This is a genomic window from Paenarthrobacter nitroguajacolicus, from assembly GCF_031455195.1.
Classification (GTDB): Bacteria; Actinomycetota; Actinomycetes; order Actinomycetales; family Micrococcaceae; genus Arthrobacter; species Arthrobacter nitroguajacolicus_D.
Genome location: NZ_JAVDSH010000002.1, coordinates 705,131 through 721,758, shown reverse-complemented (window position 1 = coordinate 721,758; position 16,628 = coordinate 705,131). Strand labels below are relative to the sequence as shown.

Below are 16,628 nucleotides of genomic sequence, written 5' to 3'. Positions count from 1 at the left end.
ACCTAGTACGACGTCCGGCGCGTATGGTGCTTCCAGGCCTCGAACGGGTCCTCCGCCGCTGCCAACTGGGCGTGCTCCACGGGGAGAAGTTCCGGCCTGCTGCCGGCGAAGTACTCATAGAACACTGCGTCGTCGAAGCCGGCCCGCGCCGCGCCGTGCCTGTCCGCGGCAAAGTAGACGCGTCCGATCCTGGCCCAAAGCGTCGCCGACAGGCACAACGGACAAGGCTCACAGCTTGCGTAGAGAACGGAACCGGTGAGGTCGAACTTCCTCAGCTCGGCAGCCGCACGACGAATGGCCACCACTTCCGCGTGCGCCGTGGGATCGTGGTCGCGTGTAACCCGGTTGACACCCTCATGGACGGTTCCGTCCGCGGTGACCACGACGGCGCCGAAAGGGCCGCCGCCGTCGGAAACGTTTTGCACCGCCAAGCGAATGGCCCGGTTCAAATATTCATCCCGCTGCTGAGCATCGTGCGCCGACATGCTCCGATCCTAACCAGTTTGTAAACAGATAATGCCCCTAAGAGCGTCGCTTAGGGGCATTATCTGAACAAAAACTTTGAGTTCTTAGCGGTTGGCGTCTTCGTCGAGTTCGTCTTCGCCGGAGAGGTCGATGTCCTCTTCGTCGAAGTCGTCTTCGTCTATTTCGGCCGGGGAGTCGCTCTTGTACGGGTCGGCCTCGCCAGCCGGCTTGGCACCGGCAGCCAAAGCAGCTACCTCCGCGTCGCGACGCTTGGCCTCGCGCAACAGTTCCTCAAGGTTGGAGGCGTTAACCGGAATCTGGTCGGCGACGAACTCCAGCGTCGGGGTCAGCCGGACGGTGATGTTGCGGCCAACTTCCTGGCGCAGCACACCCTTGGCCTTCTCCAGCGCCTTAGCGGCGTCGGTGTGGGCCACTTCATCGCCAAAGACGGTGTAGTAGATGGTTGCGTGCTGAAGGTCGTTGGTGACGCGGGCGTCGGTGACCGTAATGGACTCGACGCGCGGATCCTTGACCCGACGTCCGAGGGCCTCAGCAACGACGACCTTTATCCGCTGTGCCAATTTGGCGGCGCGTGCGGGATCAGCCATGACTTCCTCCTGGAAAGTAGAAACGGGTACGGAACGGGTCCGCCGGGGCTACCCGACGGACCCGCTCCACAGGGAACCTAGACGCGCGGCTTTTCGCGCATCTCGAAGGTCTCGATGATGTCGCCTTCGCTGATGTCGTTGAAGGAACCAAGACCGATACCACACTCGAAGTCGGTGCGGACTTCGGTGGCGTCATCCTTGAAGCGCTTGAGCGTCTCAACGGTGAGGTTGTCACCGATGACCTTGCCGTCGCGGCTGACACGTGCCTTGGAGTTACGGCGGATGATGCCCGTGCGGACGATCGAGCCTGCGATGTTGCCGAACTTGGAGGAACGGAAGACTTCGCGGACCTCGGCGGTGCCGAGCTGGACTTCTTCGTACTCCGGCTTGAGCATGCCCTTGAGGGCCATCTCGATGTCGTCGATCGCAGCGTAGATGACCGAGTAGAAGCGCATATCCACGCCTTCACGGTCAGCCAGTTCCGCAACGCGCTCAGCAGGCTTGACGTTGAAGCCGATGATGATGGCGTTGTCCACCGTGGCCAGGTTGACGTCGTTCTGCGTGATGGCACCCACACCGCGGTGGATGACACGGAGCTGAACGTCGTCGTCTCCGACGTCGATCTTGAGCAAGGCGTCTTCGAGGGCTTCCACGGCACCGGACACGTCACCCTTGAGGATGAGGTTGAGGGTGTCGATCTTGCCTTCGGCGACGGCCTGGTCGAAGTCTTCCAGGCTGATGCGCTTACGACGCTTGGCCAGCGCGGCGTTGCGGTCTGCTGCTTCACGCTTTTCGGCGATCTGGCGGGCCGTACGCTCGTCAGGAGTCACCAGGAAGGTGTCACCTGCACGCGGGACGTTGGAGAGGCCCAGGACCTGGACCGGACGGGACGGCAGTGCTACATCGAGTGCCTCGCCGTTCTCGTCGAACATGGCGCGGACGCGGCCGTGAGCCGTACCGGCCACGATCGTGTCGCCAACAGCCAAGGTACCGGACTGGACCAGGACGGTAGCAACAGCACCGCGGCCCTTGTCCAGGTTCGCTTCGATGGCAATGCCTCGAGCGTCCTTGTCCGGGTTGGCGCGCAGGTCCAGAGCAGCATCGGCCGTCAGCAGGACGGCGTCGATCAGTTCGTCGATGTTGAGGTTCTGGCGGGCAGAGACCTCAACGAACATGGTGTCGCCACCGTATTCTTCGGGAACCAGGCCGTACTCGGTGAGCTGGCCCTTGACCTTGTCAGGGTTGGCGCCTTCCTTGTCGATCTTGTTCACTGCGACAACGATCGGCACGTTGGCTGCCTGGGCGTGGTTGAGCGCTTCCACTGTCTGCGGCATGACGCCGTCATCAGCTGCGACAACCAGGATCGCGATGTCAGTGACCTTGGCACCACGTGCACGCATGGCCGTGAAGGCCTCGTGACCGGGGGTGTCAATGAAGGTGATGTCGCGGGCGTTGCCCTCGTGGACGTGGCTGATCTGGTAAGCACCGATGTGCTGGGTGATTCCACCATGCTCGCCGGCCACAACGTTGGAGTTGCGGATCGCGTCAAGCAAGCGGGTCTTACCGTGGTCAACGTGGCCCATGACGGTGACAACCGGTGCGCGGGGCTCCAGGACGTCGTCGCCTTCGGCGTCGAGCTCGTCCTGGATGTTGATGTCGAACTGGTCGAGGAGCTCGCGCTCTTCGTCTTCCGGCGAAACAACCTGGAGCTTGTAGCCAAGTTCGGCGCCAAGCAGGCCAAAGGTGTCTTCGTCGAGGGACTGCGTAGCCGTGGCCATTTCACCGAGGTGGAACAGAACGGTTACCAGCGACGCGGGGTTCGCATCGATCTTCTCGGCAAAGTCCGTGATGGACGAGCCACGACGCAAGCGGATGATGGTCTCGCCATCGCCGCGGGGTACCGATACGCCACCCAGCGACGGAGCACTCATCTGCTCCAGTTCCTGGCGCTTTGCCCGCTTCGACTTGCGCTGCTTGCCACGACCGGCGCCGCCCTTGCCGAAGGCACCCTGGGTACCACCGCGACCGCGGCCACCCTTGCCAAAGCCACCGCCGGCGGGAGCTCCGCCACCGGTACCTGCACCTGGTGCGCCACCGGGACGACCCGGTCCGCCACCGGGACGGCCTGCGCCACCGGGACGGCCTGCGCCACCCGGAGCCGGACGCTCAGTGCGGTTGGGCATCATGCCCGGAGTAGGACGGTTTCCGCCACCGGGACCACCGGCGGGACGCGGAGCGCCCGGACGGGGTGCACCCGGACGCGGGGCGCCCGGACGGGGACCGCCAGTGCCTGCTGCGGGACGGGGTCCACCGGCACCAGCTGCGGGACGGGGACCACCGGGACGTTCGCCGTCGTTGCGACGCTCGCCACGGGGCATGCCCTGCGACGGAGCAAACGGGTTGTTACCCGGACGCGGCGGACGGTCTCCATCGCCACCACGGCCACGGGGCATGCCCTGGGACGTAGCAAACGGGTTGTTGCCCGGGCGGGGACCGCCGGGACGAGGAGCCTGGCCGCCTTGGCGTGCCGGAGCCGGGGTCTCTGCCTTGGGGGCAGGACGGGCACCGGGCTTGGCCGAAACGGGGTTGGAAGCAGCAGGCGCTGCCGGGGCTGCCGGAGCAGGTGCCGCGGGAGCCGGAGCGGCCGGTGCCGGGGTTGCCGACGACGGGGTTGCCGACGACGGAGCAGCAGGCGCCGGGGCCGGAGCCTTCGGTGCCGCCGGGCCCGGTGCCGGGGCGGCCGGGCGGGATGCTGCGGGACGGGTTGCCGCGGGAGCGGCTGCGGGGGCGGCGGACTTTGCAGCGCCGGCACCCGGGTAGGCGTCGCGAAGCTTCTTCACGACGGGGGCCTCAATGGTGGAAGAGGCGGAGCGAACGAATTCGCCCAATTCCTGCAGTTTTGTCACTGCATCTTTGGAAGTAATACCGAGCTCTTTGGCGAGCTCATGTACGCGGACCTTGGCCACATTTCTCCTGTCTCGGTCCGCACCGAGCCAGGCACGAACCGTCTACTTCTTTATGCGGGCCTCAGCCGTTTGCACGGCGGAAAGGCCCATTGCAGAGCGCAACAAAGTTGTCATCGTTACGCACTCATCGCTGGGAACTCATCGGGTTTCCATCAGTTTTCTGACCCGCTTTCAGGTTTGGACGGTTTGCCAGTGGAAGCGTGGGCCTCCACGAGTGGCGCGCCCGGCATCAGGTAGCGTTCGACGGCGGTTGTCTCGGTAGCGCCCGCAAGGGCCCTTCCGAAAGCGCGCCGCTTGATCGCCAATGCCAAGCACTTTTCGCTGGGGTGCAGCCACGCACCCCTGCCGGCCATCCGGCGTCGTTCATCCACCACGACGGTGGACGAACTGGCGCCTTGGGCGACCAGCCGGACAAGCTCGGACCGGGAGCCTTGCTTCCGGCATCCGATACACGTGCGAACAGGCCCATGGCCGTGCTCAAGCAGTTCAGCCACGATGTGTCCAACCTGCCTTACGCTACTGGCACCCGACGGGCCCCGGTCCTGCGAATGCAGCTGAGGCACGCCAAGGCGCGCGGATACCGGACGTAAGCCCGGTTCCATCTAGTCTAGCCCCCGGCTCCGGACTCCCGAAACCGGGCACACCGCCAGCGCGGCGTTAAGCCGACCCCGACCGGGACGCTATTCGGCCTTGGCCGGTGCTGCGTCGGAGACGATGTCGATCCGCCAACCAGTCAGCTTGGCTGCAAGGCGTGCGTTCTGGCCTTCCTTGCCGATCGCCAGGGAAAGCTGGTAATCCGGTACCACTACGCGCGCCGAGCGGGTCGACTCGTCGGTGATAGTGACGGAATTCACTCGCGACGGCGACAGCGAGTTGGCAATGAACGTCGCGGGGTCGTCGCTGAAGTCGACGATGTCAATCTTTTCGTCGTTCAGTTCGGTCATGACAGCACGGACACGCGAACCCATTTCACCGATGCAAGCACCCTTGGCGTTGACGCCGGGAGTGTTTGCCTTGACGGCGATCTTGGTACGGTGGCCGGCTTCGCGGGCAAGCGCAACGATCTCCACGGAGTGGTCCGCGATCTCGGGGACTTCCATTTCGAAGAGTTTACGGACCAGGCCCGGGTGCGAACGGGACAGCGTGATGGACGGTCCCTTAGCCCCACGGTGGACGTCCACCACGAAGGCACGCAGGCGGCTTCCGTGCAGGTACTTCTCACCGGGAACCTGCTCGGGCGGCGGCAGCAGGGCCTCAACAGCTCCGAGGTTGACCTGGATCATGTGGGGGTTGTTTCCCTGCTGGATCATGCCGGCGACGAGTTCGCCTTCACGGCCCTTGAATTCGCCCAGCACGTTGTCATCCTCGACGTCGCGAAGGCGCTGCAGGATGATCTGCCGTGCCGTGCTCGCGGCGATACGGCCGAAACCGGCAGGGGTGTCCTCGAACTCGCCGATCGGCTCGCCGTCGTCGTCGATTTCCGTGGCCCAGATGGTCACGTGGCCGCTCTTGCGATCCAGCTCAGCACGGGCCTTTTCAAAGGCGCCGGGCGTCTTGTGGTACGCCACCAGCAAAGCCTGCTCGATGGTGGGAATCAGGAGATCCAGCGGGATTTCACGCTCACGCTCCAGGAGTCTCAGTGCGCTCATGTCAATATCCATTAGGCCTCCTCGGAAGGTCCATTGTGTTCGTCTTCCAGCGCAGCCTCGTGGAGGTGGCTGAATTCAATCTCGACTTTTCCTTGGCGGATCCTGTCGAAAGGAATAGTGATGGGGTCGCCCTGCTTGGGCTTCATGCCCTTCTTGACCTCGTGCTCCGGGATCAGCGTCACGGCGTCATCGCCCACTGAGGCGATCCGGCCCAGGAGGTTGTCGCCCTGAATGACGTTGACCCTGACCATGCGGCCCCGGGCGCGGTGCCAATGCCGCGGTTCCGTCAGGGGACGTCCAACGCCGGGCGATGAGACCTCGAGGTCGTACGGACGGCCGTCGTCCTGGGGATCGTTGTCCAGAATATCGGACAGTCCGCGCGAGACGTCGGCTATGGCGTCAAGACTGACGCCTCCGGTCTCCTCCTGCGGCAGGTCCACTACGACGTGGACCGTCCGGTGTGAGCCGGCAACGTGGATGGAAACATCCTCGAGGTAGAGCCTGCTGGCAAGGACGGCCGGTTCGAGCAGCGCTTTAAGCCTGCTCTCTTCCGGGTTGTGGATGGTGGCCGTTGAGTTCGATTCAGAACGGTCCGGTGAAGTCGTGGCTTCCGAGTCACTCACGTTGCCCGCCGCCTCCCGATAGATGTTGTTGTGACTACTAGCCTAACGATTTTCGCGGGAACTTGCGTGCACGGACTTCGCCGCCCACATGACACCATGGTGTGTTGTGGACGAGCAGAGAACCAAAAAGCAACGAGCACCAGCGTGGGGCAGGCTCGTGCTCGTTTCAGTGGTAGCCCTGCTGGTAGTCGGCACCGGCATGGTCCTTATTCCGCGTGATTCCGGGACTCCCCCAGCCCGGTCGTTCTCCGAAAACGCACGCCTTGCGGCTTTGGAAGACACCCTGCTGCTCCGTGATACGGCCGCTGCGCTGGCTGACGCCTCGGGACTGGATGCTGCGAAGCCTGCCGCCGCCGATGCTGTGACTTTGCTGACAACCCACGCCCGGGCCCTGCTGGACCCGGCCGGCCTGCTGCCCACGTCCCCCGCCGCGGCGTCACCAACGGACCCCGTTTCGTCCGCTTCGTCCGCGAAGGCGTCCTTGTTCGTCACGGAGTTGTCACGGAGCGGGCAGCAACGCCTGGACGACGCCCGCGGGTCCGACGGCGGCATGGCACGCTTGCTGGCCGCCGTCGGATCCGCCCAGCTGCTGTCCGCCGAAAAGCTGGCCGCCGCGTGGAAGCTGCCGGAACCTTCCCGACCCACAACCAGCAGGGTTCCCGTTTCTCCGCCGGCCGCCGGGTCCTGCCCCTCCGCCGGCCCCACGCCGGACCCGGATTCAGCCACCACCGACACGGCCTTGGCGTCGCTGGTCCGTGCCCAGCACGAAGCGGTCTATGTTTACCAGGTCGCGGTCAAACGGCTCGGCGCTTCCAGTGTTTCTGCGGCTGCCCGTGACCTCGAGGTGCATGAGGTGGTGCTCCGGCAGGCCGAGGACCTGACCCGCGTGAACTGCGGAGATGTCCCGGCCGGTGAGGCGGGATACCGGCTCCCGGCGAAGTTCGCCAAAGACCCGGCCGCGGCATTGGCAGACCTCGAGTCATCCTCGTTACCGCGTTTCGGTGATCTTGTGGCCTTGTCCGCCGATGGGACCCGCGACTGGGCCATCGACGGCCTGCTGGCCGCTTCCAGGCGGAGCGCCGCGTGGGGCGCCGGTTTGCCGGCGCTCCCGGGCTTGGAGCTCGACGCCGGCGACCTGCCTTCGCTGCCGACGCCCAGTGCCGCCTCCTCCCCCACTTCCAGCAGCAGATAGGGCAGCCTAGCCATGCTGGTCAAGGCCGTCCCGCGGTGCTTGGCTTGGTCTATGGCTTCCACAGAAACTGCGACCATGCATGAGAACGAACCCCATCGGGACGATCTGGCGCACCGCCTGAACTGGTTGCGTGCCGGGGTCCTGGGCGCGAACGACGGAATTGTCTCCGTCGCGGCGATCGTGGTGGGCGTTGCCGGAGCCACCACCAGCTCCGGGAGTATCCTCGCCGCGGGCACGGCCGGCCTGGTGGGCGGTGCCATCTCCATGGCGTTGGGTGAGTACGTGTCCGTGAGCAGCCAAAGCGACACGCAGAGGGCCCTGATTGAAAAGGAACGCCGCGAGCTTGCCGAGGAACCCGAGGAAGAACTCAACGAGTTGGCGGCCATTTATGAGTCAAAGGGGCTCAGCCCCAAGACTGCCCGGACGGTGGCCGAAGAACTGACGGAGCACGACGCACTGGCCGCCCATCTTTCCGCCGAGCTGAACATCCACGAGGACGACATCGTCAGCCCGTGGAATGCCGCACTCGCCTCGGCGGTGGCGTTCACACTGGGTGCAGTCCTTCCCATGCTGGCCATCCTGCTTCCGCCGCCGGAATTGCGTGTGCCGCTCACCTTCGCAGCGGTCTTGCTGGCCCTGGCGATCACCGGCGCAGTGGGCGCCTGGATCGGTGGAGCTCCCCGGTTCCGCGCCGCAGCACGCGTGGTTGTTGGCGGCGCACTTGCCTTGGCGGCAACGTTCTCCATCGGAACCCTCTTGGGTGCCAGCGGCGTTTTCTAGGAGGCTGGCGTTGCAGCGGCGTTAGGCTGATCGCGTGACCCTTCACGCGATGATTCCGATGCCAGGCGACCTCCACGCCCGGTACAACCGTGACTCTGCGGGCCGGGACTGGCTGGCTAGCCTCCCCGGGCTTATTTCCGATGCCCTGGACCGCTGGCAGCTGACGGTGGACCTGGCTCCGGGCGCCGAGCCCTGGAACGGCCACGGCGCCTTGGTGGTGCCTGTGTTGTGGCACGGGGAGCCCGCAGCCCTGAAGATAGCGTTTCCGCACGACGAAGCACGGGTGGAACGCCATGCGCTCACGCTGTGGGGAGGACGTGGAGCGGTCCGGCTCCTTGCAGCCGATGCCCTGACTTGCTCCATGCTGCTGGAACGGCTGGACGCTACCCGCTGGCTCCAGGACGCTCCACTGGTGGAGGCGCGGGATGCGTGGGGGGCCATCATGCGTGAACTGTCCATCACGCCTGACGACAAGCCTGAATGGCGGGACCTGGACCATATTGCCGCCACCGCCGAACGGTGGAGCGACGAGCTGCCTGCCGAATGGGAGCGGCTGGACCGGCCCTTCCCCAGGTGGCTGCTGGAGGCTGCACTGGAGGTGTGCCAAACACGGGGTGCCGTGGGGCGTCGCGCCGGAAAAGACGTCCTGGTCCACACAGACCTGCATTTCATGAACATCCTGGCCACCCTGGATGCAGGCGAGGCCGGACGCGACCCCTACCTGGCCATCGACCCGCAGCCCCAGATCGGTGAGGCCGAATTCGCCGTCGCACCCATCCTGTGGAACCGCATTGGCGACCTTTCACGGACTGACCCGGAGGCTGCGTTGCGCGACCGCTGCCACGAATTCAGCCTCGCCGCCGGGCTCGATCCCGAGGCCGCCCGGCAATGGAGTATCGCCCGTGATGTGGAGAATGCTTTGTGGTACGCCGGAAAACCCGCGCACGGCGGGGATCTGGCCCGTTCCCTCTGGGTTGCAAGCACCTTGGCCGGCCGGACATTGGATGGCCTTCCCGCCGCGCACGATCTCCCCGGTCCAGGGGAATCGGCTTAGGGACGGGGCTACCCTGCGAAGTTATCGTTCCAGACGTCCATGCCGAGCTTGATGATGAGGGCGGCCACCACGATAAGGAAGACAACGCGCACGAAGCTGCTCCCCTTGGCTACTGCCGTGCGGGCGCCCAAGTAGCCACCGGCCATGTTCGCCAGGCCGAGGACCAGGCCCACGCCCCAGAGCAGGGAGCCATGCGGGAGGAAGAAGATCAAGGCTCCGGCGTTCGTGGCCATGTTGACGATCTTCGCTTTGGCGCTGGCCTCGAGGAAGGCGTATCCCATGGCCGAGACCAGGGCGATGATCAGGAACGAGCCAGTGCCCGGGCCGATCAAGCCATCGTAGAAGCCGATCACGGCGCCGATCAGGCACGCAACGACGTAGTGCTTACGGCCATCGTGGCGGAGTGCTGTCAGCTCGCCGGCGGTGGGACGCAAGGCGGTGAAAATAGCGACGGCGATGAGGGCCGCCACGATGATGGGCTTGAAAACACTGGCCGGAAGCGACGCTGCCAGGATCGCCCCGCCGAAACTCCCGGCCAAAGCGATGACGGCCATGGGCACGGCCGTTTTCAAGTCGGGACGGACCCGGCGATAGTACGTGACGGCACTGGTGGTAGTTCCGAAAATGGAACCCATTTTGTTGGTCGCCAAGGCCTGGACTGGCGTGATGCCGGGCACCAGCAGCAAGGCGGGGAGCTGGATCAGTCCCCCGCCCCCAACCACTGCATCCACCCAGCCGGCTGCGAATCCAGCCACCACAATCAGGATGAGAGTGGTGAGCTGGATCGACTCGAAGCCGGAGATCACCGGTTTCGTACAGCGTTGACCACGTAATCCACGGCTTTGTCCACCGGAACGTTCTCGGCTTCGCCGCTACGGCGGTCCTTGATTTCCACGACGCCGTCCACCAGTCCGCGGCCAACGGCCAGGATGGTGGGTACGCCTACGAGCTCGGCGTCGCCGAACTTGACGCCCGGGGAGACCTTGGGGCGGTCATCCAGGATGACGTCCAGGCCGGCAGCTTCCAGCTCAGCGGAGAGCTTCTCGGCGGCCTCGAAAATCTCGTCGCCACGGCCAACAGCCACTACGTGGACGTCAGCGGGAGCAACGGAGCGCGGCCACACAATGCCGCGGTCATCATGGTTCGCTTCAGCCAGGGCTGCCACGGCGCGCGTGACACCCACGCCATAGGAGCCCATGGTGACCACTACCTGCTTGCCATTCTGGTCCAGGACCTTCAGGTCCAACGCGGCAGCGTACTTGCGGCCGAGCTGGAAAATGTGTCCCATTTCGATGCCGCGCGCTGTTTCCAGCGGGCCGGAACCGTCCGGAGCGGGATCGCCCGCACGCACTTCGGTGCTTTCGATGACGCCGTCCCAGGTGAAGTCGCGACCGGCAACCAGCCCGAAGACGTGTTTGCCCTCGGCGTTGGCGCCGGTGACCCAGCTGGTACCTGAAACGACCCGGGGGTCCACCAGGAAGAGGACCTTGGACGATCCCTCGAGCCCCAGGACCGGCTCGTCGAGTGACAGGCCGGGGCCAATGTAGCCCTTGACCAGCCACGGCAGCTTCTTGAGGTCTTCCTCGTTGGCGGCCTCGAGCCCGATTTCGCCGGCGATCGGCAGGAACGCGCCGATGTTCGCCTCCACGCGCTTAAGGTCCACGGCACGGTCGCCAGGTACGCCGATCACCACGATCTGGCGTTCACCGGTGGGCAACGTTACGGCGAGGACCACATTCTTGAGCGTGTCAGCGGCGGCCCATGCGCCGCCGTCGGACTCGCTACGGGGTGCCAGCTGGTTGGCTGCGTCCACCAAAGTATCGATGGTGGGGGTGTTCGGCGTGTCCAAGACCCGGGCAGCGGGCGCGTTGGTGAAGTCGATGTCGTCCGGGACCACGGTGGTGACGGCCTCGACGTTGGCGTAGTAGCCACCTGCCGAGCGCACGAAGGTGTCCTCGCCGATCTCGGTGGGGAACAGGAACTCTTCGCTCTTGGAGCCGCCCATGGCGCCGGCGGTCGCCGCAACGGGAATGACTTCCAGGCCAAGACGGGCAAAGATCTTCAGGTACGCGGCGCGGTGGGCAGCGTAGCTGGCATCCAAGCCGGCGTCGTCGACGTCGAAGGAGTAGGAATCCTTCATGATGAACTCGCGGCCGCGGAGCAGGCCTGCCCGGGGACGGGCTTCATCGCGGTACTTGTTCTGGATCTGGTACAGGCTCAACGGCAGGTCCTTGTACGAGGAGTACAGGTCCTTGACCAGCAGCGTGAACATTTCCTCGTGCGTCGGCGCGAGAAGGTAGTCCGCACCCTTGCGGTCCTGGAGTCGGAACAGGCCCTCGCCGTACTCGGTCCAGCGGTTGGTGGCCTCGTACGGTTCACGCGGCAGCAACGCCGGGAAGTGGACTTCCTGGGCTCCGATCGCGGACATTTCCTGGCGGATGATCTCTTCGACCTTGCGCAGGACGCTCAGGCCAAGCGGAAGCCACGTGTAGATACCGGGTGCCGCGCGGCGGATATAGCCGGCACGCACCAACAGCTTGTGGCTGGCGACCTCGGCGTCGACGGGATCTTCACGCAGGGTGCGCAGGAACAACTGGGAAAGGCGAAGGACCACGGGTACGTATCCGTTTCTATGGCAGATGTGGCAAAAACAACTGCCTACTAATCTACCGGCTCACCGGACTGCGCCTTGAACATGCGCGGCCGCCACCCCGGCGGAAACAGAAGAGCCACGCCGTCGCGTTGTGGAAGCCCCTGGCCGCTGTGGGCTGGTCATCCTGCGATGGCGTGGCTCAGCGGCCGGCTGGCCGCAGACTCTGTCCGGGGACTACTTCCCCGTTCCCTCCAGCGGAACGGGATCGCCTGCGGCGGGGAGGTAATGGTCATTGCCGAACACACGGATGATGCGGGCGCACACGGCACCCTTCAAGGTCATTGTCACGATTCCCCCTCAACCACCCGCACCCCAACGACACGGCTTGGGAAGAACTTATGTGATAGCCGACACGTTTTCAAGGATTTTCAGTCCTTGACCTTTCGCTTTGCCCCTTGACCGGCCAACTGAGGCGTTCTACTTTTATTTCATCACCTGATGAATTATTGGCATCATCGGAGGCCATCATGTCCCCTGCTCCAGCGACCATCGAGGCCACGGAACTACACATCTCCCGCGGGCACACAAAAATACTCCGTGGCCTGGACTTCACGGTTGACTCCGGCCGGATCACCGGACTCCTGGGCCCCTCCGGCAGCGGCAAGACCACGCTCATGCGTGCCATCGTGGGCGTCCAGCGGATCACCCGGGGGGCCGTCACCGTTATGGGCAGCCCGGCGGGAAGCGCCTCGCTAAGGCACGACGTCGGATATGTCACCCAGGGTGCCAGCGTCTACGGAGACCTCAGCGTCGAAGCGAACGTCAGGTACTTCGGAGCCATGCACGGCGCGACGGCGGCCGACGTCACGGAGGCGATTGACGCCGTCGGACTTGCCCCGCTGGCACGGCAGAAAGCCGCGGACCTTTCGGGGGGACAATTCAGCCGGGTTTCGCTGGCGTGTGCCTTGGTGGCCCACCCGAAACTGCTCATCCTGGACGAGCCCACCGTGGGCTTGGACCCGGTGCTGCGCGCCGAATTGTGGGAGCGCTTCGCGGCAATGGCAGCGTCGGGCACAACGTTGCTGGTGTCCAGCCACGTCATGGAAGAAGCGTCCCACTGCTCCTCGCTCCTGCTGCTGCGGGAAGGGCTCCTGCTGGCCCAACTCACACCGGCCGAGCTGGCGGCACGCGGAGGCAGCGACGACCTGGAGCGGGCGTTCCTGACCATCATCAAGGCCGCTGACCGCGGCGAGGCAGAAAGCGAGGTGGCATCATGAACGTACGCATGACCATCGCAACCACGCGGCGGGTCCTTGAACAACTACGGCACGACCACCGAAGCGTCGCGCTGATCCTGGTGGTCCCCGCCTTGCTGTTGGCAGCAGTGTATTTCCTGTTCGAAAACGAAACGCTTCCACCTGGTTTCCCACGGACCTTCGACCGCGTAGGCCTCATGATGCTGGCCATCTTTCCCTTCGTGGTGATGTTCCTGGTCACCTCCATCACTATGCTGCGGGAACGGACATCCGGGACCCTGGAGCGACTCCTCACAACGCCGATCCATAAAGCCGACCTGCTGTTCGGTTACGCGCTGGCCTTCTCCATCATGGCCTCCCTGCAATCCCTGGTGGCCACCGCCGTGGCGTACTGGATCTTCAACCTCGACATTAAGGGAAGCCCCGGCTTCGTGGTGATGATCGCCGTCATCAACGCCGTCCTGGGAGTGGCCTTGGGGTTGCTGTGCTCCGCGTTTGCCCGCACCGAGTTCCAGGCCGTGCAGTTCATGCCCGTCGTGGTGGTGCCGCAGATCCTGCTGTGTGGCCTTTTCGTGGCACGGGACGACATGAACCAGGTCCTCGAAGCCATCTCAGGCGTCCTGCCGTTGACGTTCTCCGTGGATGCACTTAAGGAGATTGCCGGGAACGCCGAAGCCACCGCAGCACTCTGGCAGGACACGCTGATCATGGGCGGGATCGTGGTGGGCGTCCTTGTCCTGGCATCGTTGACCCTCCGGAGGCAGACCCGGTGAGCCTCCCCCAGGTGCGGCGGGGCCGTCGAAACGCCGGCGACCATTCACGCGAAGCCATCCTCGCTGCAGCCCGCCAGCTCTTCGCTGAACGGGGTTTCGAGGGGACAAGCCTCCGCCAGGTCGCCCGTAACGCGGGAGTGGACCCGGCCATGGTCCACCACTTCTTCCGTGGCAAGGACCAGCTGTTTGCCGCCAGCGTTGAGTTGCCCGCCGATCCTGCCGAGGTGCTGGCCGGCGTCGAGGTCGTGGACCCGGCGGCGCGGGCGGAGGCGATCGTCCGTGCGGTACTTCGCCTCTGGGAAGGGCCGGCACAGCACGGCCTGGTGGCCTTTGTCCGCGGAACCATCGGGTCCACAGCCAAGACGGCGCTGATGCGGGAAATGGTGAACCGCACCATTCTTTCCAGGATCATGGCCGGCGTTCCGGGAACCGCCGAGGAGGTCCGGATGCGCGGCAACCTGGTGGCAACACAGGTGGTGGGACTGATGCTGGTCCGCTACGTGATCCGGCTTGAGCCCCTGGCCTCGGCGAGCCGGGAGGACGTCGTCCGGATGGTCTCGCCGAATATCCAGCGCTACCTCACCGGCGACCTGCACTCCCCCGGCTAAGCAGCCGGTTGGCCTAGAAAAGAACAGTCGCGAACGTGCCCACTTGCTCGAAGCCCACCCGTTCGTAAGTGGCGCGGGCTTTGGCGTTGTAGTCGTTCACATACAGGCTGGTCACCGGTGCGAAGGTGCGGGAAAGATTCACGACGGCGGCCATGTACCCGGCGCTCTGGCCGCGTCCACGCAGTTCCGGATTCATCCACACGCCCTGGACCTGGGTAACGTCCGGGGTCACGGCGCCCAGTTCGGCTTTGAAGACCACCGTGCCTGTGGCATCGATGTGGACCAGCGAATGGCCCTGGCGGATGAGCCCGGCCACCCGCCTGCTGTAAAACTCCTGGCCGCCCAGGAAGGGTGAATAGCCAACCTCTTCCTCGAACATCGCCGCGCAGGCGGGCAGGATGCGGTCGAAGTCCTGCATGCTGCCGAAAGTCAGCGAAGGATTGGGGCTTGTGGCCGGTTTGCCGGAGATCGTAAGGAGCGGCTGCTGGGAGCGGACTTCATGGGCGGCGTGCCCCAATTGCTCGAAACGGGAGTACAGCGCGAGCACTGTGTCGGCCGGGCCGAAGATGGACGCGTAACGTCGACCCGTTTGGTGGGCAGCGTTGGCTACGTACCCAGCCAGTCCGGGATCGAGTTGCACGGGCACCAGGTTGGCTCCCGCCCAACAGGCCCCCAGGAGGGTCCCGTCGTCGAACACTCCAAAGACACTGGCGCCGCCGCTGGTGGGCGCCGCCGTGCCGGTACTGTCCAAGTGCGCAAGAATGAAGACGTTGGCTACGACGTCCTCGCTTGCAAGCTCGCGAAGAGCCAGGGTGTCGGCACTGCCGAGCACCCTGACTCCCAAACCGGTCCCGTTACGAGACGCTAACCACGGGGCTACCCTTGACAGCATCTTCGCCATCGGCCTCCCCCATCTCTTCGGCGATGCGCATGGCCTCTTCGATCAGTGTCTCAACAATTTCGCTCTCAGGCACAGTCTTGATGACTTCGCCCTTCACGAAAATTTGGCCCTTGCCGTTGCCGGAAGCCACGCCGAGGTCCGCTTCACGTGCTTCGCCGGGTCCGTTGACGACGCAGCCCATGACGGCGACGCGCAGCGGGATCTCCATGCCCTCAAGGCCGGCCGTGACCTGTTCGGCCAGCGTGTAGACGTCAACTTGGGCGCGGCCACACGATGGGCAGGACACGATCTCGAGCTTGCGGGGGCGCAGGTTCAAAGATTGCAGGATCTGGTTGCCAACCTTGATCTCTTCCACCGGCGGGGCAGACAGGGAGACCCGGATGGTGTCGCCGATACCGCGCGACAGGAGCGCACCGAAGGCCGTGGCCGACTTGATGGTGCCTTGGAAGGCAGGTCCGGCCTCGGTCACACCAAGGTGCAGGGGCCAGTCGCCCTTCTCGGCGAGCATCTCGTAGGCGGCCACCATAATGACGGGGTCGTTGTGCTTGACCGAGATCTTGAAGTCGTGGAATCCGTGCTCTTCGAAGAGGGAGGCTTCCCAGACAGCGGACTCAACAAGGGCTTCCGGTGTGGCCTTGCCGTACTTCTTCATGATGCCGGGCTCGAGGGACCCAGCATTGACGCCGATGCGTATTGACGTGCCGTGGTCCCGGGCCGCCGCGGCGATTTCCTTGACCTGGTCATCGAACTTACGGATATTTCCGGGGTTCACGCGGACTGCTGCGCAGCCAGCCTCAATGGCGGCGAAGACGTACTTCGGCTGGAAGTGGATGTCGGCGATCACAGGGATCTGGGACTTGCGGGCAATGATGGGCAGCGCTTCGGCATCATCGGCGGACGGGCAGGCGACGCGGACAATGTCACAGCCCGATGCTGTGAGCTCCGCGATCTGCTGCAGCGTGGCATTGATGTCCGTGGTGGGCGTGGTGGTCATTGACTGAACGCTGATGGGCGAATCAGAACCAACGCCCACTGAACCCACTTTGATCTGCCGCGTCTTACGTCGCGGGGCAAGAACGGGTGGTGGGGCTGCTGGCATTCCCAGGCTGACCGAGGTCACGTGGACTCCTTGGGTTGGGGTGGGGCGATGTAGTGGAGGA

16 protein-coding genes are annotated in these 16,628 nt (G+C 64.8%); 6 read left to right on the top strand and 10 right to left on the bottom strand.

Going from position 1 to position 16,628, the window contains the following annotated elements; translation table 11 throughout:
- Positions 1–2: 2 nt before the first annotated feature.
- From J2Y68_RS06980 to J2Y68_RS06955, 6 genes are all read right to left on the bottom strand, one after another.
- A complete protein-coding gene (locus tag J2Y68_RS06980) occupies positions 3–485 on the bottom strand; it encodes a nucleoside deaminase (protein ID WP_257371133.1) in 483 nt (160 codons plus the stop codon).
- Positions 486–569: 84 nt separating this feature from the next.
- Entirely contained in the window at positions 570–1,073 is a 504-nt protein-coding gene (rbfA, locus tag J2Y68_RS06975; RefSeq protein ID WP_309991418.1) for a 30S ribosome-binding factor RbfA, read from the bottom strand.
- A gap of 77 nt (positions 1,074–1,150) precedes the next feature.
- Positions 1,151–4,039, bottom strand: a complete 2,889-nt coding sequence (gene infB / locus J2Y68_RS06970; RefSeq protein ID WP_257371137.1) for a translation initiation factor IF-2 — start codon at positions 4,037–4,039, stop codon at positions 1,151–1,153.
- A gap of 152 nt (positions 4,040–4,191) precedes the next feature.
- Positions 4,192–4,533 carry a YlxR family protein gene (locus tag J2Y68_RS06965; protein WP_309991415.1) on the bottom strand — a complete coding sequence of 114 codons (342 nt, stop codon included), beginning with the start codon at positions 4,531–4,533 and terminating at the stop codon, positions 4,192–4,194.
- 186 nt (positions 4,534–4,719) lie between these two features.
- Positions 4,720–5,700 carry a transcription termination factor NusA gene (gene nusA, locus J2Y68_RS06960; RefSeq protein WP_211711825.1) on the bottom strand — a complete coding sequence of 327 codons (981 nt, stop codon included), beginning with the start codon at positions 5,698–5,700 and terminating at the stop codon, positions 4,720–4,722.
- Positions 5,700–6,311 (bottom strand): ribosome maturation factor RimP, encoded by a 612-nt coding sequence (locus J2Y68_RS06955; RefSeq protein WP_235521797.1) that lies wholly within the window; start codon positions 6,309–6,311, stop codon positions 5,700–5,702. Before J2Y68_RS06955 ends, nusA begins: the two co-directional genes overlap by 1 nt.
- A 157-nt stretch (positions 6,312–6,468) precedes the next feature.
- Between J2Y68_RS06955 and J2Y68_RS06950 the strand changes: the two genes are divergently transcribed.
- From J2Y68_RS06950 to J2Y68_RS06940, 3 genes are read left to right on the top strand one after another with little or no spacing between them, the layout of a single operon-like run.
- A complete protein-coding gene (locus J2Y68_RS06950; RefSeq protein WP_309991410.1) occupies positions 6,469–7,503 on the top strand; it encodes a DUF4439 domain-containing protein in 1,035 nt (344 codons plus the stop codon).
- Positions 7,504–7,554: 51 nt separating this feature from the next.
- Positions 7,555–8,283, top strand: a complete 729-nt coding sequence (locus J2Y68_RS06945; RefSeq protein WP_309991407.1) for a VIT1/CCC1 transporter family protein — start codon at positions 7,555–7,557, stop codon at positions 8,281–8,283.
- A gap of 34 nt (positions 8,284–8,317) precedes the next feature.
- Entirely contained in the window at positions 8,318–9,337 is a 1,020-nt protein-coding gene (locus J2Y68_RS06940; RefSeq protein ID WP_309991404.1) for an aminoglycoside phosphotransferase family protein, read from the top strand.
- Positions 9,338–9,345: 8 nt separating this feature from the next.
- Here J2Y68_RS06940 and J2Y68_RS06935 read toward each other — a convergent pair whose 3' ends face one another.
- Positions 9,346–10,143 (bottom strand): sulfite exporter TauE/SafE family protein, encoded by a 798-nt coding sequence (locus tag J2Y68_RS06935; protein WP_309991402.1) that lies wholly within the window; start codon positions 10,141–10,143, stop codon positions 9,346–9,348.
- Positions 10,140–11,951, bottom strand: a complete 1,812-nt coding sequence (locus J2Y68_RS06930; protein ID WP_309991400.1) for a proline--tRNA ligase — start codon at positions 11,949–11,951, stop codon at positions 10,140–10,142. Before J2Y68_RS06930 ends, J2Y68_RS06935 begins: the two co-directional genes overlap by 4 nt.
- Positions 11,952–12,457: 506 nt before the next feature.
- On the opposite strand from J2Y68_RS06930, the gene J2Y68_RS06925 reads away from it, so the two are divergent.
- From J2Y68_RS06925 to J2Y68_RS06915, 3 genes are read left to right on the top strand one after another with little or no spacing between them, the layout of a single operon-like run.
- Entirely contained in the window at positions 12,458–13,207 is a 750-nt protein-coding gene (locus J2Y68_RS06925; protein ID WP_309991397.1) for an ABC transporter ATP-binding protein, read from the top strand.
- Positions 13,208–13,215: 8 nt separating this feature from the next.
- Positions 13,216–13,959 (top strand): ABC transporter permease, encoded by a 744-nt coding sequence (locus tag J2Y68_RS06920; protein WP_309991665.1) that lies wholly within the window; start codon positions 13,216–13,218, stop codon positions 13,957–13,959.
- Positions 13,956–14,567, top strand: a complete 612-nt coding sequence (locus tag J2Y68_RS06915) for a TetR/AcrR family transcriptional regulator (protein WP_309991394.1) — start codon at positions 13,956–13,958, stop codon at positions 14,565–14,567. Before J2Y68_RS06920 ends, J2Y68_RS06915 begins: the two co-directional genes overlap by 4 nt.
- 13 nt (positions 14,568–14,580) lie before the next feature.
- Here J2Y68_RS06915 and J2Y68_RS06910 read toward each other — a convergent pair whose 3' ends face one another.
- Together J2Y68_RS06910 and ispG are read right to left on the bottom strand one after the other, a co-directional pair.
- Entirely contained in the window at positions 14,581–15,459 is an 879-nt protein-coding gene (locus J2Y68_RS06910) for a GNAT family N-acetyltransferase (protein WP_309991662.1), read from the bottom strand.
- The gene (ispG, locus tag J2Y68_RS06905; RefSeq protein WP_011774258.1) at positions 15,422–16,588 is read right to left on the bottom strand and encodes a flavodoxin-dependent (E)-4-hydroxy-3-methylbut-2-enyl-diphosphate synthase; all 1,167 of its coding nucleotides are present in this window, start codon (positions 16,586–16,588) and stop codon (positions 15,422–15,424) included. Before ispG ends, J2Y68_RS06910 begins: the two co-directional genes overlap by 38 nt.
- Positions 16,589–16,628: the final 40 nt, after the last annotated feature.